We start from the raw sequence: 24,763 nt of genomic DNA, 5'->3' as shown, positions 1-24,763 counted from the left end.
TTAACTTTAAAAAGTAAAAAATATTTATTATAATTGGATAAAATATTAATATAACTCTATGAAATCATTTAATGAGTTAACTCATGGAAATATTTACAAAAAAATATATTAAAGAATTTTTTCAAAGAAACAAAAAACTTTTATTGGCTTCCTTGATATTTTTTCATCATTGCATTCATTGGAGGTGCAATATTTGGATATATAACCGTGGATGGAGATACTGGTCAGATCAGTAGTGGATTGGGAGAAACCAATACTGATGGTGAGGTATTTCTTTCAAGTATTGAACTTTTCATCCATAACTTTAGCTCAGACCTAACCACCATCGCTTTCGGCCTTTTGTTATCCATAATGTCATTGGTTATCACTGCAATTAACCGGGTCAATAGGATATATATTTGGAATAGACATTCCACTTTGGATATTTGGAATTTTACCACATGGAATCTTTGAATATACTGCATCAATTTGCTTTAACTGGTGCATTCATCATAACAAAATTGGAGATTAATATTATAAAATCAATACTATCTAAAAATTATAATATTAAAGAAATATAGCATGAAAATGAGCTATTAGTTAAAGATATTCTGCTAATTATCTGCATAACTTTTGTCTTATTAATTATTGCAGCGATTATTGAAGGCCACATAACACCAATAATATTTAATATTTTCTTTTAGGTTCGTATTTGCTGAAAGACAACTTGAGTCAAACATTCAGCAAATACAATATTTACGTCGCCTTTTCACCACAATTAGAATAAATTAAATTTATTATACTCCATCTAATTTAACCAAAATAAATAACTATTACAAATTAAAATCCTATCAGCTATTTTTACATTGAATACTAAATGAAAACCATGGAAATAACTGATGAAAAATTATTAAGAATAGCCCTAATAACTGCTTTAATTGGAATAATCGGATTAATCATATTTACACCATCAATTGAAGTCAAAAAAGTAAGCATAAATGATATAACCAGATCAATGATTGATGAAAAGGTATCGATTCAAGGAGTAATTACAGATATTGTCCAATCCAGTTCAAAAACTAATTATTTTCTGACAATAAGTGACGGTGAAAGCCAAATTACCCTAATTGTATTTGAAAAACAGGTTGCAGAAATTAGCTCCAGGAATCTGAATATTGAAGATTTCAAGAATAAAAAAGTTGAAGTTGTAGGAACAATAACAGAATACAAATCGGATTTGGAATTAATTTTATCAAGCGGCGACAGCCTGCGTATAATTTAAATGACAAATATCTATTTATTTAAAAAAAATCAAAAATAACATAGAATAAATTTATAGGAATAATAATTATGTCTAATAAAAAAAGATTATTTGGGACTTTTGGAGTTAGAAGAACCGCAAATGACGTGTTGACTCCAGAATTCGCAACAAGATTAGCTGCATGTTATGGGAGTGTTGTCAAAGGTAAGATTGCAGTTGGTGCAGATACCAGAACAACCAGTCCAATGTTAAAAGATGCAGTAATAGCAGGATTACTTTCAGCAGGCTGTGATGCAGTGGATTTGGGAACATTACCTACACCTGCAGTCCAATATGCAGTGAGACAATACTACGATGGAGGAATCATGATTACTGCTAGTCACAATCCTCCTAAATTCAATGGACTTAAATTTTTAGATGAATTCGGTATTGGTCTTCCAGACGATATTGAATTAGAAATTGAAAGTCTTTATTTTGATAGCGAACCAATAAGAGCAAACTGGGACGAAATTGGTGAAAAGTACACTAATGACAACATTATTGATGAATATATCCGCACTGCAATGTCAAATGTTGATGTAGATGCAATCAAGGAAGCTAATTTAAAAGTAGTTTTGGATTGCGGATCAGGTGCAGGATCATTTACCGCACCATACCTTGTTAGAGAACTTGGATGTGAATTGACTACTTTAAATTGTCAAGCAGACGGATTTTTCCCAGGTCGTGACCCTGAACCAATTGAAGAAAACTTGCAGGAACTCATCTCTGTTGTAAAAGAATTGGGAGCTGACATTGGTCTTGCTCATGACGGTGATGCAGACAGAACCATCTGTATTGATGAAAACGGAGCATTTGTTCTTGGAGACAAGACATTCACATTAGTTGAAAAACAAATGCTTAAAGAAAATGGCGGTGGAACCATTGTAACAACCGTTGCAACTTCCCAGGCAATTTATGACATTGCAGAAGAATACAATGGTGAAGTAATAGCTACTTCTGTTGGAGACTTACTTGTAGCACGTAAATTGAAAGATACTGACGGTCTTTTCGGTGGAGAAGAAAATGGAGGGCTAATTTTCCCTAACTTTGTTTATGGAAGAGATGCTGCTTTAACTGTTGCTAAAATCTTAGAAATCATCGCTAAAGAAAAGAAAACATTATCAGAATTGGTCAGTGAATTACCAGTTTATTATTCTGCTAAAATGAAAACTGAATGTGCTGATGATCTAAAAGAAGAAATCATGTCCAAAATCGCTGCCGAAGTTAAGGAAACCACAGACTACGAACTTGATACTACTGATGGTGTTAAAATCTTCAAAGATGGTGGTTGGGTCATTATCAGACCTTCAGGAACAGAACCAATCTTCAGAAGTTATTCAGAAGGTAATTCTCAAGAGCAGGCTGACGAAATGGCCGAATGGGGAATTAGCTTAATTAAAAAATATAGAGATTAAATTTTCTTTGAAAGTTCTTGGACATCAATTGTTGATGGTGAATCCTCACTCAACCAATGTTTAGAGCAAGCAACTCTATTTAGAAGTACACATTGAGGAGGGATTCCAATTTTACTTGCCTGATATCCACCAGATATGAGATTTAAAACGCAAGTAACTCCAATTATTCCAAGTTCTACTAAATCTTTTTTTGTTGCACCCTTCAAAGAGTCTGAATTATGTTCTATCAAATATAATTCATGAGGGAAATCTTTAGCTATTTTAAATATATTGCAATTTTTATTGCATAATCTACATACAGGACCCAATCGTGTATTTTCAGCTTTGCATTTATCTTTAGATATTTTCATACATGATGGTAAAAGCAAGACTTTTCTTTTTCTTGATTGGAAATCTGGTCTGAAAATTCTATTCATTAAATTAGCTCCAAGCATATTTAAATGATATAACTCTTCAGGACTATTAAAAAATATTATATCTTCCTTTAAATTATGAGATATTTCATTATTTTTGAAAAATTCTTTAAATCCAAGTGTATATGTAGCAAGGTATTTTGATGAATTTTGTAAAAACCAAGTCGCCAACTCCTGAAACAAATCCAATTTTTCTGGTGTTATTTCATGTTCATACTTTTTTAAATAAGGCAATTGATATATGAAATCACCAGTAGCTTCCAAATAATCCAACAATATTTTTAAATTAGATTTATTTAATTCTAAATCATCCCCATTCTTTTCTTTGGAAAATTCTTTTGTAAGAAGCATTCCCCTTACATCATCAATTAGTTCCTTGCTCTTTTTAGACTCATTTCTTCTATTGGACAATGTTGCAAGAATTTTATGAGACTTCTCAGATAGAACCATTGCATCATTCTTATAAATCTCCCAATAAACGCCAATCAGCAATCCCTCCAACATTTCAGACAAATCTTCTACATTTAATTCCCTTGCAAAACTGATGAATTCTTCTGCAAAATCATTAACATCATCATAATAGTTATCTTTAATTTGATAAGGAAATAATGAATCAGACATTTCAAACCCTCACTGCATCAAAAATAAATTCAACATGTTTTTCTGCTTCATTAAATAATTTATCCAATTCATCATCTGGAAAAGAGTTATTCTCAATGAATATTTCCATCAACAAAAATATCGGATAAGCATAATATTCCCTAGCCAACATTACCGGATCACAGTCTTCTTTAATAATCTCCATTTCAATGAATTTAACAAAAATGGAAGTCCAGAATTCCAATGGTTCTTCCAATATATGTTTATGGAAAAATTCGGCAACTTTTTCATCCTGATACATTTGAATAAACAGGAATCTGAAAATCTTCATTATTTTTTCATTTCTCAACTGTTCCCTAAAGATCCTTGAACCCATCTGATAAAACATTGTAGGATTTGATTCCAGGAGAGCTTCCATTCCAGGATTTCCAACGTCACCAGCATTATCAAAATAAGTAGAAAATGTCCCTAGAATATCATTCATAATAGCCTGTTTTGATGAATAATGATTATAAATAGAACTTTCCTTGATTCCAACTTCACGAGCTATTTCCCTGACTGAAGTGTTGTTAAATCCTTTTTGTGAAAACAACTCCAATGATACATCAAATATCTTTTCCTTAGTAGTTTTTTCTCCCATAACTAACAATTGTTAGTTAAACAATATAAAACTAACGGTTGTTAGTTAACAAAATTTTAAAAAAAATAAATTCAAAGTCAGAGATATTCCAAGCATTCTTCTTTTAGGAAAAACGCATCTTCATTATCCGGACTTCTAAGCAATACTTTGTTGAAACTGTCAATAGCTTCTTCAAAATTACTAAGTTCCATTAAAACCACTCCTTTATTGAGTAAAAAATCAATATTGTATGGTTCTAAAGAGATAGCCTTATTGAAACAATCCAAAGCTTCATCAAGTTTTCCCAAATCAATGTAAGCATTACCCATTCTATTAATAGCAGCAGCATCCATTTCAGAATCATCCAAACAGACTTCAACTGCTTTGTCAAATGATTCAATTGCTTCTTCCAACATTCCCATATCAGTCAACAGGTTTCCACGAGAGTTCCATACTTCAGGGTTGTCTCCATCAATAACTATGAGTTTATCATACACCCTTAAAGCATTATCATATCTTCCAAGCATCTCTAGAATAAAACCTCTCCAATAAAGGACAACAGGACTGCTTGGACGATAATTATAAGCAATATTACTTACTTTTAATGCTTCATTAATGTTTCCTGAGTTTAAAAGTGCAATAGCTTTGTTATTTAAGATATAGATATTGTCAGGCTCCACCATTAAAGCCTTGTCATAACATTCAATAGCATCCTCAAACCTACCTAATCTGGATAAATTATCTCCCTGTTTGTTTAGCAAATAAACATCATGAGGATCCAATCTTAAAGCAGCATCATAACACATGGCAGACTTGTCAAATTTTCCACTGTCAAACAAAATGTCTGCCCTTTTGGAAATCATTGCCTTTTCATCGATTTTATCGCCTTTCCAATCATCAATATGAATTTTTTCAAAATAGATTATTTGGAATTTTTCAGAAGAGTCAATTCTTCCACCATACATCTTCTTGAATTCCTTCAACATGTCTTTGGAATCTTTGAATCCTTCTTGGCGAGCCAACTCATCATTACCTTCAAGTTCATCAAAAGATATGTCTTCTATCTTTGTAACAAACGCTTCAAAAATTTTCATTTTTTCTTTTGATACTAAGTTCCAATAACAATAAAGCCTATCTCCAACTTTTAGTGGAGTTTTCCATGCTTTACGTATAGTTCTAGTTTTTTTACCAGTGATAACATCAATATCATTACTTGAAAAGGACAAAATTGGCATTATATACCTCAATCAATTACTTTTTCTCCAAATTCTCCGGATTTAACTTTAACAATACCATCAAAATATGGTTTGATTTCACGAGCTAATTTTTCCAAATCATGCGGATTTGGAACATCTACTTTTTCCAAAGCAGGGTCTAATACATTTTTATTTCTAAACTGTTGAATAGTGTAAATATCAGCGTCTATTTCATCTACCAAATTATAAATGTCTTTTTTAGTATGTAATGTTGGAACATAAGTTGTTCTTGCTTCTAAGTGAACTCCAGCATCATTTATTAGATCCATTGATTTTTTAACTTGAAAACCTACATTCGCCCCTGTGATTTTCTTATATTTAGAAAAGGTTGTTTTAACATCAAGGGAAACATAATCAAGTAAACCTAAATCCAATATTTTTTTAAGATTGTCTGGGTAAATACCGCTAGTGTCTAGTTTTGTTTTTAATCCAATTTGGCGGATATAAGTTAATATTTCTATTACTGCATCTACTTGTACCAATGGTTCTCCACCGGAAATTACAACTGCATCCAAAAAGTCAGCAGAAAAATCAATTTCCTCTTTTACTTTATCAAAGGACCATTCAGTATTGTCTTCTAAAAGTTCCACATTATGACAATATCTACACGCAAGAGGACATTTAGACATGAAAATAACTAATGAAATATTTTCATGAAATTCAACAGAAGAAATAACTGTTCCACCTATATACATTATTCTAAAACCTCTTTTAGGATTTTGATGAATTTTTTGTCTTCTTCAAGAGTACAAATACTGATTCTAATCCAATATTCATCCAATCCTTTAAATGATGTACAGTCTCTTACAATTATACCTTTTTTCATAAGTTCTAAAGCTAACTCTGCTGCTGTAAGACCAGTTTCCTTTACGTTAATCAACATGAAATTAGATTTGGATGGGAATACGAAAAGTCCATCAATCTTTGAAATTTCATCATATAAGAACTGTCTTGATTCAATACCTTTTTTAATTGAGTTTTCAATATATTCAGTATCTCTAAGAGTATTTAAAGCAGCTGCAAAGGATAGTCTTGTTAATGAGAAAACAGGTTTTATTCTGTGCATGTATTCAATAATTTCAGCGCATGCAAGACCGTAACCAACCCTCATTCCTGCAAGACCCAATACTTTTGAGAATGTACGGATGATAAAAATATTATTGAATTCATTGATTAAATCCTTATTAGTGACTTCGGAGTATTCAAAGTAAGCTTCATCAATAACAATCAATATATCAGGATTTTTAGAAGCGATGTCAATGAACACTTCCTGATCAATTAAAGTACCATTAGGATTGTTAGGGCTGCACAAGAAAATCATTTTGGTTTTTTCAGTTATTGCCTCATAAATTGAATCAACATCCAATTCGTTTTTTTCAACATCCCATCTTGCATAGACCGGATTTGCACCATATTGTTTTAATAAGTACTCATAGTACATGTAAGAAGGCAATGGGACAATGAATTCATCACCATTATCAATGAATGTCTTTGCTAAAACATCAATGATTTCATCAGCACCATCTCCACCAATAATCACTTGGGAATCATCTACTCCAGAATATTTAGCTATTTCAGAGACGAGTTCACCTAATTGAGATTCAGGATATCTGTTTATTGAACCTATTTCCTGTTTGATAGCTTCCATAGCTTTAGGAGATGGACCCCATGGATTTTCGTTGGATCCTAATTTAATAATATCTTCTTTTTTTAAATTGAAGTCCTGAGCAATCTCATCTTGAGATCTTCCAGGAACATAAGAATCCATTTCATCTACAATTTTTCTTGCTTTCATGATTTAATCTTCCTTATATTGTTTGGAAAGTCTTACATAATTATCTGCATTATTTTGAATCATTTTAACTTGTTCAGGAGATAATTCTTTAACTGCCTTAGCAGGAACACCTAAAATCAAACTGTTTTCCGGGAATTCCTTACCTTCACTTACAACAGCCCCTGCCCCTACAATGGAATTTTTTGAAATATGTGCTCCGTTTAAAACTGTAGCATTCATTCCAATTAATACATTATCATCAAGTTTACAGCCGTGGACAACAGCACCGTGACCTACAGATACGTTTTCCCCAATTTCAACTGGGAATCCTTCAGTACAGTGAACAACACAGTTATCTTGAACATTAGAATTTTTTCCAATGGTAATTGAGTCTGTATCTCCTCTTAAAATAGCACCATGCCAGATAGATACATTTTCATTTAATTCAACATCACCGAATACTTGTGCGCCAGGGCATATTACAATAGAGTCTTCAATATTTTCCATAATATCACCTCATTCTTTTTTTACATTTTTTTCTTGAATAATATAATCTTGTTTTACCAATACTCTTGTATCGGAAGGTACGTCATCATATAATAAAACTCCAGAACCTATGGTAGCATTGTGTCCTACCTTCACACCTGGAGAGAAACTGGAGTTGATTCCAGTTTTTACAGAATCACCAATGATTGAACCGAATTTACGTCTTCCACTATCAATCATTTGATCTTTAATTTTAGTTTTGACTGATTTGTTGTCAAAACGTAAGTTTGCAATGTTGGTTCCTGCTGCAATATTACAGTTAGAACCTATTACGGAATCCCCAACATAGCTTAAATGACTGACATTGGTATTTTCCATAATAATTGAATTTTTAATTTCAACAGCATTTCCAACATGAACATTATCACCGAAGTAAGAATTACCACGAATATAAGAGTTAGGGCCTATATCACAGTTTTTGCCTATGTATACATTACCTGAAATATAAACTCCAGCTCTAATTATACTTCCTTCATCCAAGAATACTTCTCCATGAAGATGGGCTCCCTCCTCAACTTTACCTTTGATTTCAGTTTTGAGATTAGAGATTAACTCTTCATTTACTTCAATTAATTCCCATGGACGGCCAACATCAATCCAATCTTTATCGGTTTTATGGCCCATTACATTTAATCCATCTTCAATTTGCATAGTCAATGAATCTGTAATTTCGTATTCTCCTCTTTGGGAAAGTTCAGTTTTATCAATTTTATCAAAAATGTCCTTATTAAAAATATAAATTCCTGCATTTACTAGATTACTTGGTGCTTCTTCTCTTTTAGGCTTTTCTACAATACTTTTAATATGGCTCTCTTCGATTTCGACAACACCAAATGCAGAAGGATCTTCTACTTCAGTTAAAAGCATTAAAGTATCTGGTTTTAGTTCATCATATTTATTGATGAAATCACTGATAATCTCATCGTCTAAAATAATGTCCCCATTTAAAACTATCAAACTGTCTTCAATGAAGTCTTTTCCATATGAAATTGCATCCGCAGTTCCAAGGAAATCTTCCTGTCTTTTATAAGTTATATTGACTCCGAATTCACTACCGTCACCGAAGTAATTTCTAACCATTTCCTCTTTATAACGAACAATAAGCAAAATATCTTTAATATCGTTTTCTCTTAATGATTCTATGTTATATTGCATGATTGGCTTTCCAGCGACTGGTAACATAGTTTTAGGCTTGGTAAGTGTTAAAGGTCTCATTCTTGACCCTTCTCCAGCACATAAAATAATTGCTTTCACTTTTATTATCCCCACAAAATTTTTATTAATGATATATAGTTATCCAGTTCCTTATTAATTAATTTTATTAGTCGAATAATTAATTTTAAATAATAGTTCGTATAAACTCAATTTATATTAGCGATGCTAATTGCATAAATAATAAAGGAGATTGAAAAAATGACAGTATATGTTTGTTTACACTGTGAATACAGATTCGATACAGAAAAAGGAGATCCATCCTACAATATTCCTGCTGGAAAAACCCCTGCAGACATGCCAGATGATTGGGTTTGCCCAGAATGTGCAGCATTAGGTGTTGACGCATTTATCGTTGAAGAAGAAGAATAAATTTCTTTTTCTTAACTTTTTTATTTTTAAAATTAGCTATTTAGAAAAAAACACTTGAAAAAGTGTTCAATACACATTAAAAAAAGAGAATTGTGAAGATATATCCTCTTCATAAGTTTTCATTAATTATTTTTGCACAGATATCTCTAATCTCTTCAGCTCTTTCTTGGCTTCTTGACTCTAGAGTTATTCTAATGTAATCTTCTGTTCCGGAAGGTCTTACAAGCACCCAACTATCATCTTCAAATGTTAATCTAACACCATCAAGAGGATTTACATCTGCAATATCATCAAATGCATTTGTGAGAAATTCTTCCATATTTTCCATTACTTTGATTTTAGCTTCCTTAGAGCAGGTTATTTTTTCACGGATATTCGGATAAGATGGAATAGCTTCTAAAAGATCAGACAATTTACCATCCCTTGAGACTATTTCTGCCATTCTTAAACCTGAAAGAATTCCATCAGGACACATACAGAAGTCAGGGTGCAACCATGTTCCTGAAGGTTCCCCTCCAAAGCTTGCATCTTTTTCTAGGATTGCTTCTGCAACATTAACATCCCCAACAGGAGTTCTTATGACTTTACCTTTTACAGATTCATCCATACATAATCCTGCATCGACTGTTGTTACAATATCTCCGTCAAATTCTTTTGATATTAATGCTAAAAGAGAATCGAATGGAGACACATTACCATTTTCATCGACAGTAATCATCCTATCTGCATCACCATCATGAGCAATTCCCAAATCTGCTCCAATAGCTACAACGGTTTTCATTAAAGTCTGTAGGTTCTCTTCATTAGGCTCAGGATTTCTTCCAGGGAAAAATCCATCCACTTGAGAGTTAAGGGTTGTAACTTCACATCCTGCTTTTCTAAATACTAAAGGTGATATTTCGCTTCCAGCACCAGATGCACAGTCAATTACTACTTTGAGCCCTTCCTTAATATCAACCATACCAACTAAGTCATCAACGTATTGTCCTTTGATTTCTTCATTGACACTCAATTTACCTACTTTATCCCATGTTACTGAAATGTAATCCTTAGAAGCATAGATTTCTTCAATTTCAGATTCCTGTTTTGAAGTGTATGCCATACCGTTTTTGTTCCATAATTTGATTCCATTGTATTGGGAAGGATTATGGGATGCAGTCAACATGATTCCTGCATCAGCATCGAGTTTTTCAGTAGCATAACCAACTAATGGTGTTGGAACCATACCTATTTTTACAACATCAACACCACTTTCAAGTAAACCTGCACATATTGCTTGGTCCAACATTTGATTTGTTGTTCTTGTATCATAACCTAAAACAACACATCCTTCATTACCTAAATAGTAAGCTAATGATTTACCTACATTCAATGCTAGCTCGCAGGTTACTTCTGAGCCGATTTTTCCTCTAATTCCAGATGTTCCAAATAGTTTTTTAGCTACCATGATTTCACCTATGCGCCGAATTTATGAGCATAATTCATTAAATCCATCATAATGTTCATTACGTCAGATCCTCTAATCCTGTTGAGTCCTCCTTTAGCGCATGCTCTCTCGGAGAATTCTTTAACATCATCCACTCTCACTTCAGGACCTCTGATGACAACAGGCACTGGGTCTCCAGAGTGGTTCATTACTGAAATTGGTGTTGAGTGATCTGCTGTTAAGTAGATATATACGTCTTCAAGTTTCAATAATTCACTTATTACAACTTCATCGACTTTTTCTATGAATTTAACTTTTTCTTCAGTTTGGCCGTCGTGACCCGCTTCGTCAGCACCATCAATATTTACCAAGAAGAAATCATGTTCTGAGTTGTTTACTTGATCTACAATAGTATCACGAATATTGTCCAAATTAGTGTCGATTCCACCAGTTACATCTTCCATTTCAATGATATCCATACCTGCGAATCTTCCTATACCCATAATGAGCCCGGTTTCTGCAATACATGCTGCATTTACTTCGTATTTTTCATTTATTGATTCGACGGACGGTACTTCACCTGCACCACGAGGGATGACAATGTTTGCTGGAGGTAGTCCTTCTTCGATTCTTTTTAAGTTAACTGGATGATCTTTAACCATTTCATAAGTTTTTACTACTACTTTATTCAAAATATCAGCGGTTTTTTTAGCTTCTGGAGTATCATCTAAAGCTTTGACTTCTTTAGGTTTGTTTCCTTCAACTTTAGGGTCAGCATCACTTACTTTACCTGAAAGTCCTTCACCTCTTAAAACTAAAACTGCTCTGTGGCCAGTAGATTCCTTGAATATTATTTTGATGTCAGGATAATCTTCCAAAACCATTTTGTTTAATTCTTCAACTATGTCTTTGGTACCTTCTTTGATTCTTCCTGCACGTCTGTCAGTTACGATTAAATCCTCATCTGCAGTTGAGAAGTTACATCTGAATGCAATATCTCCCGGAAGAACTTCTACTCCAACACCATTTGCTTCAAACGGCCCTCTTCCAGTGTATACTTCATATGGATTGTAACCTAAAATAGAAAGGTGTGCAGTGTCACTTCCAGGAATAATACCTGGAGCAATTGAGTCCATAATACCAGTAATTCCTTCTTCAGCCATTTTATCCATATTTGGAGTATTAGCTGCTTCTAAAGGAGTTTTATTACCTAATTCTTTAATAGGACGGTCACCCATACCATCCATAATTAAAATAAGTCCTTTCATAAATATCACCTAATAAATTATACTAATATAAGGTTTATTTTTAATTAGTTAAATAATTTATTTAAAAAAGGGTTAAAAATAGTAAAAAAAGTTAAATTAATAAAATTCCAACAATCGCACCAAAGATTGTTGCAAGTAAATTAACGTGTTCATTAGTAAGCCAACCTTGATTTTCAAAGAGAGCTCCTAAAATACTGTCACCAAAACATCCTATGGTTCCAGAGACAATTGAAACTAAAATAGCCATAAATGGATTTGGCATGATTCCAAGGAAATATGCTGCAATACCAATGATAGCAGCACCAACAATTCCAGAAACGGTTCCCAATACTGAAACCGCACCATTTGTTCCAGGATCCACTTTCTGAAGATTGGTTATCAAACGAGGATGTGCATCCAAAACACCAATTTCAGAAGCCAATGTATCTGCTGTTGCAGTTGCAATCGCACCTATGAAACCTCCAACAAATGGGGAGTAGTACCCTCCGAATGCAGCCATAAAACAAGCTACAACACCATTGGAAATAACATTTTTGGAAGTCCTTCTTCCTTCAAATTCCCCTAAAGACATTTTATATTTTCTTGAGAATTTAGTAGCGATTAAAGACATGATAAGGAATAAAACAATCAACAATAACCAGTTAGCCCCAGCTGAGAAGATTATCACAATACCCATAACAATCATTACTGCTGAGCCAAATAAATCCAATGACTGTCTTCTATAGGTAATAAATCCTAAAATAAATAATAGTATAACATATAACCAGTTAATCATTAATCCATCCATTTCAATCACAATAGTATATTTGTTTAGATTCTATAAATATGTTACTTAAATGGCATTAATTAAGCTAAAATAATTAAAAAGTTAATCGATTAAAATAATTATTGACACTATTGCCTACAGAATAAAATAAAGAACAGATTAAATTATAGAAGTTGTTTTTAAAATCAGTTAAAATAATTCATGAAATGTAGATTAAAAAAAAGAAAAAAGGAAGAATATATCTTCCAAAATAATGTTTATTCCTTACGTCTTAAAGAGATATTTGAAACTAAAACAAACAATACCAATAAGATTGCAAAAATCGGGTTACCAGTGTTGTGCATGTTGTTTCCTGCAGCACCATTTCCATTAGCCCCACCATTTCTGAACTTGAACCACCGTTACTTGGATTTGGTCCAGAGTAGGATTAGGTCCAGGTCCAGGAGTTGGATCAGGGTCTGGAATAGGTTCCGGACTTGGGTCTGGATCAGCAATGATAGTAATCAAAATTGCTGTTGAAGATGAATTGTAGTATTCATTTCCATTATAATTAATTACAGCTTCAGTATCTTCAGAAGGTAACTCAATATCAGTAAATACTGCTTTTCCATCTTTAACTTCTGCGGTGAAAATATTACCGTCGAAAGCGAAAGTAGCAGTACCATTCTGAACCGAATTACCTCTGTTATCAACGATGTTAGCTGTAACATTTTTAACATCACCTTCATGACCTTCAATGTCATCACTAGTTGTTGTAGTATTCAACATAATAATAGCAGGTTTAACTTCTATAGTTTCAATGTTCACATTACCGGTTGAATTCATATAATAATCATTACCAGAGTATTCAACAGGATATGTGTAGTTACCTACTTCATCAGGTAAAACCACATTTTTAAAGGTAGCTTTTCCATCAACAACATCAGCAGTATATTCTACACCATTGATAGTTGATTTAACAGTACCATTAGCAACAGGTTCACCATTTTCGTCAATTACATCAACAGGAATGTCCATAGTAGCACCAGTTCTGTTAGTCACATTGTCTGCACCAACATTAGTGTTAACTTTTGGAACTTCGAAACTAGATTTTGCAACAATTTCAGTATAGTAATTGTCAAGTTTGTGAGTAGCAGTTACGTTAGATTTACCTGGTTTTAAAGAAATACCAGTAATATTGACATCACCATAGATGTCAGTTAATTGATTGTTGTATTCTTTAATTATATTTTTCTGAATTACTGTAACTTAATAATCCACTTGCAACTACATTACCATTTGAATCAGTAATAACAATATCAATAGGCATTCCAGCTTCACGGAAGTCTGAATATACTTTATCAGGACTGGAAGCAGTTAATGGAGTAACTTTTTCACTTCCAGTGTTAAGTACAGCTGCGTTTTCACTTAAGTAGGTGACATTTTGAACTGTAACTGCAGAATCTCCTTGATAGTATCCATTAGCTAAAATTCCATTTAATACATTATCCCATCCATAAAATACTGTATGAATGTCAACTTTTGTGGAATTTACAACAGCCAAAACAGTGATCTTTTGGGAATTAGCTAAGTTATTCAATAATTTGGAATTAGAAATATCCATTGATCCCTTAGTATAAACTGCAATTGCACTACCATACATAGCCTGATTGTAGTTGAACTCTGAATTGTCCACTGTAGCATTTTTTGCTGTAATGAATATAGCACCAGCCCAACCAGATGCTTTGTTGTTTTCAAAGATTGAATCTACAATATTGGAATTAACACCAGATAAATATACTGCACCACCATAAGTACCAGTATTACCATCAAATACAACAGTTTCAACATTGGAATTAGCACCAGACATAAATAATGCTCCACCATAAGCAGCAGAATTGTCCTTGAATACTGCATTTTCAATAGTTAAATTAACCGCAGTAGAATATACTGCTCCACCATAATATGAGGAAACTCTGTTACCTACAAATTCACAATTCTTAATTGTTGAATTGGAGCATTGTATTTCAACAGCCCCACCTTGAATTTTTGCAGCATTATTCTTAAAAGTACAGTTTTCGATTTCAATAGTGTTTCTTAAGAACATCACTGATATAGCTCCACCACCATATGGTGCTGAATTGTTATTGAATTCTGAATTATATACCTTCAAATGAGGTGCAATTGTGAATATTGCTCCACCATATGAATAAGTACCGCCAACACGGTTGTTGTTGAATCTGGAATTGTTAATGGTCACATTAGTAATCATATTGTATGTGCTCTTTTCGTGAACATATATTACTCCACCTTGAGTGGTTGGCATATTATCATTGAAATCCAAATTATCTAATAATACATCAAGTGAATCCACATATATTGCTCCACCATAAGCTATTGCATCCATATGAGCATCAGCAGTGTTATTAGTAAATTTAGAGTTAATAACTTTAGCCGGACCATTAATTGCACCTAAATGTATATCCCCACCATAGATTCCATTATTGGACTCAAAGGTTGAATTCATAATTACAGTGTTATCTCCTTGAGTATATATTCATCCACCATTAGTGTTGTTGAGGAAATTACACTTTGAAACAACAGCATTATTGTTCAAGATGTAAATAGCTGCTTTGTTGGTGTTGTTAATGAAAGTGCTATCAGTTATTGTAACATCATCAGCATTTACAGTAATTGCACCACCATTATTGTTTTCAAAGGTACATGAATCAATAATTGAACCTGCACAATTAGGCTGTAAAGAAATTGCTGAAGAGTATTTGTTAACTGAATTGACAAATACAATATCTTTCAATACAACCGGAGAGGATACAGTGAAAATAGTACCTAATTGATTTGCATCAATCTTATGACCATTACCAATTATAGCAATATTCACCTTCTTGCTAATAGAGATTGTATTCTCATTATCAGCACGAACATAATCCTTGGACAATACCAGTGTAGAATTATTAGAATCTAATTTGGAAATTTCATTCTTCAAATCAGTGAAAGTTCCAGGTTCTGCAGCCAATGCATCATCATTGCTTGCCATCAACTGATCATTGTTAATTACGTTGTCGTTTGATATCTCTTCAGATAAATCACCATTATCACTTGCTACAATATCTCCTGCATCATCTGCTGCTGCAATTGCTTGAACAGAGCATAAAATGAGTACCATGAATATTGCAAACAAGAGTTTTGCGTTAAATTTACCCATAGAATCATCTCACTAAAATTATCCAACCATTACAGCCAGATAATTAATTATGTGCTTCAATCATATGATTAAATTAATTTCATTAAATCCCCATATAACATTACTGAGGAAATATACTCAATGACTTAATTAATATTGGGGATAAACATGTTCCAAGAAAAATGTAATATACATTTGTCATATTGATGTTATTAATATATAAATTAATATTATTTTATTTAAACATATAAATTCAAAATGAACAATGAAAAGATACATGATATATATGAACAATATCATTAATAAATAATAAATTATTAAACAAAACTAACATCACAATTGTAATAAAAATATGAAAAATAGATTACATCAAATAAAAAAAACAATAATCAAATAACTATCAGATAAAATAAACATTATTTTAATACTTAGAGATTTAATAAAATCTATGAAAAATTAGAACAATAAATTAAAATAAAAAAAAGAAGTGAAAAAGTAATCCTATTTGATTACTTTACTTTTGATAATTTCTACTCTTTTGAGAGGGTAGATTTTTTTAGCATTGTGATAAATTTCAGATGCTAATTTACCATTTACAACAACTTTTACTAAATCATCGAAGGATTTTTCAGCTGCTGCTTCGGTGAGTAAATCTTCAATTACTTTTCTCATGTATTTTTGTTGGGAAGATTTCGCTCTTCTTATAGTTACAGCGAGAACTTGAAGTTTGATTTTACGACCGTCTTTGGTTTTTGCTACAGTAGAAGCGTCGATTCTAGAAGTTCCTCTTCTGATCATACTTCTTACGTAATCAGTAGTGGTTTTGTGTCCGGTGAATTTAGTGTTTGCAACTTCACCTGCAACATTATCAATTTCAAATCTGAGTTTGATGTATTGTTTTGAGAAGTCTCCGGTTAATTCTCTCATAGTAACTTCTACGCCTCTTCCGATTAAGAGTTCTGCGTCTTTAGCCGGAGTTTCTCCGATTTCTTTATCTTCAAAGTTCACTGGGGTTTTAATAGTATACCAGGATTTTTCTTTCCAGGTATCACGTACTCTACGTCTTGCTTTTGCTTTTGCCATTATATCAACCGTTTAAAATTATATATTATATAGTAATTTAGCGTTACGCCATTAAAATTTTATAAAATAGTCCCTAAATTGAGTATAGCACCCAAATTAAATTGTAAAAATGATTTTAACTAAGTATAAGTTTACAATCGTTAATTCGACTATTATGAAATATTCTCCATCCATTTAAAGAGAATACAATTAATTAAGTTTTAATTTATAAAATCCGCCCATAAAGGTTGTTATTAGTTATTTAATTCATGATATATAAAGATTTTCAAACTTAGGAAAATAACTAAAAATTTTTATAAATTTTAAAAAAATAAAAAAAAGAAGATGTTAAACTTATAACATCCAGTCAACTAAAGCTTTTACTTTAGCTTTTTCATCATCACTACCAATAAATGCTGCAGGATCGTTGTTTCCACCTAACACAACACTGTCAGAAGCTCCAAAGCCAACAACAGCAAATGCACCTGCAGATTGAGCTGCAACAGGTTCAACATTTTCTACTTCATCCCCACCCATAGTAAGAACGAAACCTACTTTTTTATTAGGTGAAGGAACATCTAATCCTTTTGCAGGGTTGAAAACACCATAGAATCTGTCGATTAAAGTACATACCGGACCAGGTAAACGTCCGAAGTAAATAGGTGCAATAACAAATGCTCCATCAGCTTCTTTTAATTGGTCAACTAATGCAGTTGCATCGTCATCAATTGCACATTTGCCTAATTCTTTACATGCATTGTCAGCATGACAGTAAGTAAAATCTTTTTCATAAATATTCCAGATTTCAACATCATTGTTTCCTAATTCAGCTTTAATAAATTCAGCAACAGAATCTGAATTTGCACCCACACGTGGGCTTCCAGTAATAATAATATATTTAGACATAGTTAAATTTAAGCAAATAAAGTACTTAAATGTTAGTGTAAATACGAACTGTTTGACATGTTTAACATTAATTTAAAAAGAAAAAAGGACAACTCATAACTTCAAAATTTCCTCCTTAGTCAAACCAGTAGTTTTGCATATATTCTCAATAGGAAATCCATCATCTAAAAGATTTTTAGCAATTATACGAGCTTCTTCAAGCTTACCCCTTTCAATTCCCTGTTCAATACCCTGTTCAATAAATTCATCAAAAAGATCCAATTCCACAGAAAACACCTCGTTTATTTCATCCCTTTTGTTTAATGGTAAAAATTTATCCGACAATATATACTGAATATTTGCCACATGCCTTTTTTGTTCAATTGAAAGTGATTTTGCATTAATTACAATATTCGAAGCCTCTTTAACAACATCATAAGAAGTTCTTTTACTCCCAAACAATAAAATCAACGAAAGCTTACAGCAATCCAATGAATTTAAGTTTTCATTATTCTCAATTTTATTTTTAATATTACTTAAAATTTTATCAGCATCCTTTTGTCTAGATAAAATCCACCTTGGGAAAAAAATCCGCTAATTCCATTAAATTATCAATATTCCTCCAATCACAGTTAAATCCAGAATAAATAATAATTGACTTTGTTGTTTTATGAGTATGAAACTGCAAACCAGCACCATAATATTTAATCCTGTCCATCGTATCCTTTTTAGGAAAAGTAGTTTGAAATTCAATATCCAGCAAAGTACCATCTTCAAAAAGATAAACCATATCTGCTTGAAACTGTTTTGGATCAAAATGCAAACCGTCTGTTGGATAAATCTCTTTAACTTTACTTTCAATGCCCAGTAGCTGAGCGAAACCTTCAATATTTTTTCGAGCCACCTCTTTTAAAATAGCATCCTCATGTTTTAATTTCATAAAGTACCTACCAAAATTTATTAAAATAGCTATTTTAAATTTGAAAATATTTCCATGAAGTTAATTTAGTTTAAAACATATTTATACCAAATAGTTTTTAAAATAAAAGAATTATAATAGTTAAAAAGAATTGTAACAATTAAAAAAAATTGTTTTAAAAAAAAGAAAAAAATTAGTTATGCATGAAGTTGTAATGGTCAATGTATCTTTGCAATACTTCATCCACTGGACCTTCATCAATAACAAGTTTCATACCTATTTTATCTGCTCTGACTTTTGATTTGAAACCATACTGCATTGAAATTAAAACATCACAGTCTTCACAAGCTTTAATAACTTTACCACCCTGATGTTTTGAATCTTCAGCTATTTCGACATCTCTCTTTTCAACAAAAGTCAAATCATCCTCATAATCATAAACATACACAGAATGTCCTTTTCCAAGGTGCAAATCAACATTTTCACCATCAGAAGATACAACAGCCAAACGCATATTTTAAACCTCCGCACCATCCAAAACATGATGACAGAAACAGTCTTCATCTTCTGCATTTTTTATGAAGTTATATATCAATTCAAGCAAATCAGATTTTCTTTCACTGACCATTTCAAATACTTCATCTATTGTGAGAGTGTGTTCGTGAATTCCAGCAGCATAATTGGATACTATGCAAATGGAATTGTAGCAGATTCCTCTTTCACGTGCAAGAGTAACCTCAGGAACTCCAGTCATTCCGACAAGGTCTCCTCCAAGCATCTTAAACATTTTGATTTCAGCAGGAGTTTCAAAACGTGGCCCTTCAGTGCATACGTATGTACCACCCAAAATCACATCACCGGATTTGTCTAATATATCCCTTAAAGTTGGACAGTATGGTTCAGTCATGTCAACGTGGACTACCTTGTTTTCATAGTATGTTTTTGCCCTGTTTTGTGAGAAATCCAAAAAGTCATCTGGAATAACGAAGGTTCCAGGACCCATTTCCTCATTCATTGATCCAACAGAGTTAGTGGCAATTATCTGAGTAACACCGACATTTTTCAATGCATCGATATTTGCCCTGTAGTTAATTTTGTGTGGAGGGATGGAATGGCCTGCTGCATGACGTGGAATGAAAGCAACTTTTTTAGAACATATGTCCAAAATAGAAACTGTTACGCTTCCATATTCTGTTTCCACTACTTTTTCAGTGCATGAATCAGCCTTTTCAGTGATTTCATATACTCCACTACCACCAATAATTCCAATCATAAAATCATCCTTTGCAAACTGAGAGCGGTTTGACTTTAGCTACTAATTTAGCAATGCCTGTTTCGTCAGACACCCTAACTACTGCATCGACATCTTTGTAAGCACCAGGTGCTTCTTCTGCAATTACAGTTTTACTTGTAGCTTTGATTTTGATACCTTTTGATTCCAAATCTTCTGTGATTTCATCAGGATTGTAATCTTTTTTAGCTTTTGATCTTGAAAGCACTCTTCCAGCACCGTGAGCTGTTGAACCAAAAGTTTCTTCCATTGCAACATCGGTTCCGTGCAATACGTATGAAGCAGTTCCCATTGTTCCAGGAATCAATACAGGTTGACCTACAGCCCTGTATTTTTCAGGTACTTCTTCACATCCAGGTCCAAATGCACGGGTTGCTCCTTTTCTGTGAACCAATACTTCTTCCTGACGGTTGTAAACTTTGTGAGTTTCCATTTTTGCAATGTTATGAGCTACATCATAGATAATGTCCATTTCCATGTCCTTTGCGGATTTTCCAAGTACGTCTTCAAAGGTTTCACGTACCCAATGAGTAATCATCTGTCTATTTGCCCATGCATAATTAGCAGCTGCAGCCATAGCCTGAATATAATCTTGTGCTTCTTTAGAGTCAAGAGGAGCACATGCTAATTGTCTGTCATCAATGTTAACTTTGTATTTTTTATAAGCTTTATCCATTACTCTCAAGTAGTCTGAACATACTTGGTGGCCGCATCCTCTGGAACCTGAATGAATCATGATTACAATCATTCCTTTTTCAAGTCCGAATACTTCTGCAACTTCTTCGTTGTAGATTTCATCAACTACTTGAACTTCTAAAAAGTGATTGCCTGAACCGAGAGAACCTAATTGTGGAATTCCTCTTTTTTTAGCTTTTTCAGAAACTATGCTTGAATCTGCATCTTCCATTCTTCCGTTTTCTTCTAAAACTTCCAAATCTTCCTGCCAGCCATAACCGTTATTGACAGCCCATTCAGCACCATAGTCAAGCACATCATTGATTTCATCCTCTTCCAATCTTATTTTACCTTTGCTTCCAACACCAGAAGGAATGTTTTTGAATAGCTTTTCTGTAAGTTCGTCAAGTTTTCCGTCAATGTCATCAACAGTCAAATTGGATTTGATTAATCTGACTCCGCAGTTAATGTCAAACCCTACCCCCCCAGGAGATACTATACCATTTCTTAAGGAAAATGCTGCAACACCTCCAATTGGGAATCCGTAACCGAAATGAATATCAGGAAGACCGATAGAATATCTTTGAACGCCTGGAAGGCAAGCTATGTTGACGATTTGCTCGATAGCTCCCTCTTCAAGTTCATCGAAATATTCATCAGCGATATAAAATCTTCCAGAAGCCCTCATTTTTTTATTGAAAGATCCTGGAATCTCATAAACATTATCTTTAACTTTTTTAATTTCATCTTTAATACTCATACAAATCACAAAATTATTATGTTTTAATATTTATTCGTGATATTATAAATAAAGTTTGTGTAAATTAGAAATATTCAAAAATATAAAATAATTCGACATATAGTAAATTTTATACATCATTTCCACATAAGAAATCAATTATGTTTAGATGCTTAACTCCATCTTTGGAAAAGTCATGATTTTCAGTTGTTATCAGCATAGATTCATATTTATCAGGTATGCTCAGTAACGGATTGATTTCACGTTTCAATGTTTTTTCACCGGATAATCTGTAGGACACCTGAATATATTTGTATTTACCTGATTTTTCACAAACAAAATCTACTTCAGTATTATCAGGATTTCTTCCCACATTCACACATCGGATATAAAAAAAATTCCTCCTATAAAAGAAAAATTTTTAATTAATAACATTGCATGTAATTTAAATATAAAAAATATTTCCCAACTGCAACTATATGAAAAAACACATTTAGGATTTATAAAAACTATTATAATGTATTACTACCATTCACCATATAAAAAAAATTTATCAATATTGTGAAATAGAAACCAAACATTATTTTTCATAGTAATACTTCCACAAATACATTTCAATCCATATCCACCTAATTTATCAAAGATAATTGTTTCATATAATCGAACAAAATCAAAAAAAATATAAAAATATTATTAACCGGTAAATGAAGTTAATTTAAACCATGAACTAAATTTTAATTTTAAAACAAAATAAAATCGAAATTAAACTCGTTAAAGTTATAAAAAATAAATAAATTATTTTCTAAAAAGTGCAGACACACCTGCAACAAGCAAGAATATTGCGCTTATCACATTGATATAATCAGACCCAAGGATTACGAACATGGTCGCAATTACAAATCCGATACCAGCCATCCCTGTATTTTTTTTGACATAGATACTTGAGGCCAAACCTAAAAATGATGCTGCAATAGCCAAAAGACCTAAAAATGGAGTATTGATGTTTCCAAGGTTCTGTAAAAACAATAAAAGAGAACCAGACAATAATCCAATAACTGATCCTACAATACCAAGCACCATTTCAACATTTCTTGATACAGTTCTAGTTCTTTTCATAATAAATAGTATATTTTCAACTATTATATATAGTTATAAATCAACAATAGCTCTAAGCTCTACAGGATTACTTTGCTTTAATTCCATCTTATGGAATGTTATTGCTTTTATTTCTGATTTTCTCTCGTGTTTTTCCCAATTAATTTCTTCTCCTTTGATTGTTGCCCTTAATGAGTAGTTATCTAAAATTTCAACATCAAATTCAGAAAACAACATAAATTCCACTTCATGATAGAACAAAAGCTCTTCCAAATAGTCATACAACATAGATACATTATCTTCTGAAGTTACTTCAAATGATATCTCTTTTGCTGGTTCAATATTATTTGTATCGGAAATTATATTAAAAATAGCCAAACCTGCATTTTCAAAAGCTTCTTTTAGATTTTTTCCATAAGCTTTAAAACCAATATCGGCAGTTACTTCAAAATATTCAAATTTTTTCATGATTTTTCCTCAAAAATATTACTTTTCAAATGCTCTCTTACTCTTTTTTTATATTAGTCATTTAACAACTTTAAATATAGTGATTAACATGTTCGAAAATAATGACACCACAATTCAAGTAGATTTAAGAAAAAAAAGTAGTTTAAAAGATGAGATCATGTACAGCAACATAGACATTCAATCTTGCATGGTAATGCTTGTAGTAATAACAGCATTACTTTTATCTGTTATTTCTGTTGTAGCAGCACAAAATCCATACTTAATCTAATGGATTTTTCGAATTTTATAAATACCAAACCCTTAGTTGCGCATTAGATTCTACAAGCTTACCATGCAGAAATCTAATGTTAACAGAACTAATTTCATACAGGAAAAATTAAATCATATATTCATCGGGGTTGAAACGCAATATAATTTCTCTAGAATTTCCTCTAACCCCTTTTCCTGTAAATTTGGTATCAATTAATCTTACAAATTCAAGTTTATCCAATGTACGGTTAAAAGAAGCATAACTGGAATTTGTTTTTTCCTTATACATTTCAGCCAAATCACCAGCTTTACAAACACCTTCCCAACCCACAATTATTTTTAAAAGGTCTTTTTCCACATCATTAAGTGAATTCAATGTTTCAGCCACATTGATTGAAACAAGTGAATCGATAGCCTGGTCAAAATGTTCCTGAGTTATTTCACGGCTAGCGTTTGCTTCTGCAAAATTACCGCAAGATTTTAAAAGATTGATTCCTATTCTCAAGTCACCATTTTCATAGGTATACATTGCGATTTGCTCCAGAATATCATCAGGCAACACTCCAGGATAAAATCCTGCCTTTGCCCTGTTTCTCAAGATATCTTCGGTTTCTGAATATGAATAGAGTGGGAAATTGATTTCCTGTGGAATAAATACGGAATTTACATTCTTGTCAAATGCAAACTTGAATTCCAAATCTGATAATATTGCAAAAATAGCTGTTCTAACACCAGAATATTCCTCATATGCCCTAAGCATATCATAGAATATTTTATTAGCTGTTTTTGATTGGAACAAATAGTTAACATCATCCAATGCAATTACAAGAGATTGGTTGTTTTTTTGAAGATTCTGCATGATTTGATCATATATTCTTGAGAATGGAACTCCTGTTTCAGGTGGAATATGTCCAAATATCTTTTTATATATCTGTGAGAATATTCCGAAACGTGTTGTATGGAGCTGACAGTTAATATAAACACAAACAACTTTCTCAGTATTTTTCTCAACGAGTTCAAAGACTTTTCTTATAGCTGTTGTTTTACCTGTTGCCGGTGATCCTATGACTTTTGCATTGGATGGTTGGCCACCTCTCATTGCAGGTCTTATTGCTATTGCCATTGCTTCCATTTGTGTATCTCTGAAATTATAGTTTTGAGGTACGTAATCCGGATCAAAAGCATTTATATTTTGAAAAAGACTTTCATCATGCATTAAAATATCTTCAATTCCCATGTTATCTTATTATATT

Annotated in this window: 28 protein-coding genes; 4 read left to right on the top strand and 24 right to left on the bottom strand. The window is 32.5% G+C overall.

From position 1 onward, the window contains the following. Nucleotides 1-856: 856 nt before the first annotated feature. Together MR875_09305 and glmM (MR875_09300) are read left to right on the top strand one after the other, a co-directional pair. Entirely contained in the window at nt 857-1,261 is a 405-nt protein-coding gene (locus MR875_09305) for an OB-fold nucleic acid binding domain-containing protein (GenBank protein MCI6995033.1), read from the top strand. Nucleotides 1,262-1,314: 53 nt separating this feature from the next. Next, nucleotides 1,315-2,694: a phosphoglucosamine mutase gene (gene glmM / locus MR875_09300; protein ID MCI6995032.1), complete on the top strand. Its 1,380-nt coding sequence runs from the start codon at nt 1,315-1,317 to the stop codon at nt 2,692-2,694. Here glmM (MR875_09300) and MR875_09295 read toward each other — a convergent pair. The 7 genes from MR875_09295 to MR875_09265 form a co-directional block, all read right to left on the bottom strand. After that, nucleotides 2,691-3,728, bottom strand: coding sequence for a DUF116 domain-containing protein (locus MR875_09295; protein ID MCI6995031.1), 1,038 nt, complete (start codon nt 3,726-3,728; stop codon nt 2,691-2,693). The genes glmM (MR875_09300) and MR875_09295 overlap by 4 nt on opposite strands. 1 nt (nt 3,729) lies before the next feature. Beyond that, entirely contained in the window at nt 3,730-4,347 is a 618-nt protein-coding gene (locus MR875_09290; GenBank protein MCI6995030.1) for a TetR/AcrR family transcriptional regulator, read from the bottom strand. A 77-nt stretch (nt 4,348-4,424) separates the two neighbouring features. Continuing rightward, on the bottom strand, nt 4,425-5,561 hold the full coding sequence (locus MR875_09285; protein ID MCI6995029.1) for a tetratricopeptide repeat protein: 1,137 nt from the start codon (nt 5,559-5,561) through the stop codon (nt 4,425-4,427). A gap of 8 nt (nt 5,562-5,569) precedes the next feature. Continuing rightward, nucleotides 5,570-6,277 carry an anaerobic ribonucleoside-triphosphate reductase activating protein gene (locus MR875_09280; GenBank protein ID MCI6995028.1) on the bottom strand — a complete coding sequence of 236 codons (708 nt, stop codon included), beginning with the start codon at nt 6,275-6,277 and terminating at the stop codon, nt 5,570-5,572. Then, nucleotides 6,277-7,377 (bottom strand): histidinol-phosphate transaminase, encoded by a 1,101-nt coding sequence (gene hisC, locus MR875_09275; GenBank protein MCI6995027.1) that lies wholly within the window; start codon nt 7,375-7,377, stop codon nt 6,277-6,279. The genes MR875_09280 and hisC overlap by 1 nt, the downstream gene beginning before the upstream one ends. 3 nt (nt 7,378-7,380) lie before the next feature. After that, nucleotides 7,381-7,863 carry a gamma carbonic anhydrase family protein gene (locus MR875_09270; protein ID MCI6995026.1) on the bottom strand — a complete coding sequence of 161 codons (483 nt, stop codon included), beginning with the start codon at nt 7,861-7,863 and terminating at the stop codon, nt 7,381-7,383. A 9-nt stretch (nt 7,864-7,872) separates the two neighbouring features. Then, a complete protein-coding gene (locus MR875_09265) occupies nt 7,873-9,162 on the bottom strand; it encodes an NTP transferase domain-containing protein (protein ID MCI6995025.1) in 1,290 nt (429 codons plus the stop codon). 153 nt (nt 9,163-9,315) lie between these two features. Here MR875_09265 and MR875_09260 point away from each other — a divergent pair, with 153 nt between their 5' ends. Next, nucleotides 9,316-9,486 (top strand): rubredoxin, encoded by a 171-nt coding sequence (locus MR875_09260; GenBank protein ID MCI6995024.1) that lies wholly within the window; start codon nt 9,316-9,318, stop codon nt 9,484-9,486. Nucleotides 9,487-9,595: 109 nt separating this feature from the next. Here MR875_09260 and glmM (MR875_09255) read toward each other — a convergent pair whose 3' ends face one another. The 16 genes from glmM (MR875_09255) to MR875_09180 all read right to left on the bottom strand — a co-directional run bounded on the left by glmM (MR875_09255) (nt 9,596) and on the right by MR875_09180 (nt 23,261). Then, a complete protein-coding gene (gene glmM, locus MR875_09255; protein MCI6995023.1) occupies nt 9,596-10,933 on the bottom strand; it encodes a phosphoglucosamine mutase in 1,338 nt (445 codons plus the stop codon). Between the two features lie 8 nt (nt 10,934-10,941). After that, the gene (locus MR875_09250) at nt 10,942-12,180 is read right to left on the bottom strand and encodes a 2,3-bisphosphoglycerate-independent phosphoglycerate mutase (GenBank protein MCI6995022.1); all 1,239 of its coding nucleotides are present in this window, start codon (nt 12,178-12,180) and stop codon (nt 10,942-10,944) included. 91 nt (nt 12,181-12,271) lie between these two features. Continuing rightward, nucleotides 12,272-12,976, bottom strand: a complete 705-nt coding sequence (locus MR875_09245; GenBank protein ID MCI6995021.1) for a TIGR00297 family protein — start codon at nt 12,974-12,976, stop codon at nt 12,272-12,274. A 339-nt stretch (nt 12,977-13,315) separates the two neighbouring features. Next, complete coding sequence (locus tag MR875_09240) at nt 13,316-13,987, bottom strand: hypothetical protein (protein MCI6995020.1); 672 nt, start codon at nt 13,985-13,987, stop codon at nt 13,316-13,318. A gap of 178 nt (nt 13,988-14,165) precedes the next feature. Further along, nucleotides 14,166-15,452, bottom strand: coding sequence for a hypothetical protein (locus MR875_09235; protein MCI6995019.1), 1,287 nt, complete (start codon nt 15,450-15,452; stop codon nt 14,166-14,168). 30 nt (nt 15,453-15,482) lie between these two features. Further along, entirely contained in the window at nt 15,483-16,148 is a 666-nt protein-coding gene (locus MR875_09230; GenBank protein ID MCI6995018.1) for a hypothetical protein, read from the bottom strand. 480 nt (nt 16,149-16,628) lie between these two features. Next, the gene (locus tag MR875_09225; GenBank protein MCI6995017.1) at nt 16,629-17,210 is read right to left on the bottom strand and encodes a 30S ribosomal protein S3ae; all 582 of its coding nucleotides are present in this window, start codon (nt 17,208-17,210) and stop codon (nt 16,629-16,631) included. A 333-nt stretch (nt 17,211-17,543) separates the two neighbouring features. Continuing rightward, nucleotides 17,544-18,095, bottom strand: a complete 552-nt coding sequence (locus MR875_09220) for an NAD(P)H-dependent oxidoreductase (protein MCI6995016.1) — start codon at nt 18,093-18,095, stop codon at nt 17,544-17,546. 93 nt (nt 18,096-18,188) lie between these two features. Further along, nucleotides 18,189-18,536 (bottom strand): hypothetical protein, encoded by a 348-nt coding sequence (locus tag MR875_09215; protein ID MCI6995015.1) that lies wholly within the window; start codon nt 18,534-18,536, stop codon nt 18,189-18,191. 100 nt (nt 18,537-18,636) lie between these two features. Further along, the gene (locus MR875_09210; protein MCI6995014.1) at nt 18,637-19,014 is read right to left on the bottom strand and encodes a hypothetical protein; all 378 of its coding nucleotides are present in this window, start codon (nt 19,012-19,014) and stop codon (nt 18,637-18,639) included. A gap of 172 nt (nt 19,015-19,186) precedes the next feature. After that, nucleotides 19,187-19,507: a NifB/NifX family molybdenum-iron cluster-binding protein gene (locus MR875_09205; GenBank protein ID MCI6995013.1), complete on the bottom strand. Its 321-nt coding sequence runs from the start codon at nt 19,505-19,507 to the stop codon at nt 19,187-19,189. Between the two features lie 3 nt (nt 19,508-19,510). Then, nucleotides 19,511-20,266: an S-methyl-5'-thioadenosine phosphorylase gene (mtnP, locus tag MR875_09200; protein MCI6995012.1), complete on the bottom strand. Its 756-nt coding sequence runs from the start codon at nt 20,264-20,266 to the stop codon at nt 19,511-19,513. A 4-nt stretch (nt 20,267-20,270) separates the two neighbouring features. After that, nucleotides 20,271-21,719: an RtcB family protein gene (locus MR875_09195; GenBank protein MCI6995011.1), complete on the bottom strand. Its 1,449-nt coding sequence runs from the start codon at nt 21,717-21,719 to the stop codon at nt 20,271-20,273. A 109-nt stretch (nt 21,720-21,828) separates the two neighbouring features. Further along, nucleotides 21,829-22,071: an ATP-binding protein gene (locus MR875_09190; protein ID MCI6995010.1), complete on the bottom strand. Its 243-nt coding sequence runs from the start codon at nt 22,069-22,071 to the stop codon at nt 21,829-21,831. A gap of 422 nt (nt 22,072-22,493) precedes the next feature. After that, nucleotides 22,494-22,814, bottom strand: coding sequence for a hypothetical protein (locus MR875_09185; GenBank protein MCI6995009.1), 321 nt, complete (start codon nt 22,812-22,814; stop codon nt 22,494-22,496). Nucleotides 22,815-22,847: 33 nt separating this feature from the next. Next, complete coding sequence (locus MR875_09180) at nt 22,848-23,261, bottom strand: archease (GenBank protein MCI6995008.1); 414 nt, start codon at nt 23,259-23,261, stop codon at nt 22,848-22,850. An 88-nt stretch (nt 23,262-23,349) separates the two neighbouring features. Here MR875_09180 and MR875_09175 point away from each other — a divergent pair, with 88 nt between their 5' ends. Further along, complete coding sequence (locus MR875_09175; protein MCI6995007.1) at nt 23,350-23,529, top strand: hypothetical protein; 180 nt, start codon at nt 23,350-23,352, stop codon at nt 23,527-23,529. A 108-nt stretch (nt 23,530-23,637) separates the two neighbouring features. Here the strand turns inward: MR875_09175 and MR875_09170 are convergent, their stop codons facing one another. Then, the gene (locus MR875_09170; protein ID MCI6995006.1) at nt 23,638-24,747 is read right to left on the bottom strand and encodes an ORC1-type DNA replication protein; all 1,110 of its coding nucleotides are present in this window, start codon (nt 24,745-24,747) and stop codon (nt 23,638-23,640) included. Nucleotides 24,748-24,763 lie beyond the last annotated feature (16 nt).

This window comes from Methanobrevibacter sp. (assembly GCA_022775905.1).
Lineage (GTDB): Archaea > Methanobacteriota > Methanobacteria > Methanobacteriales > Methanobacteriaceae > Methanocatella.
The sequence above is the reverse complement of the archived record's forward strand: the minus strand, read 5'-3'. Positions and strand labels throughout refer to the sequence as shown.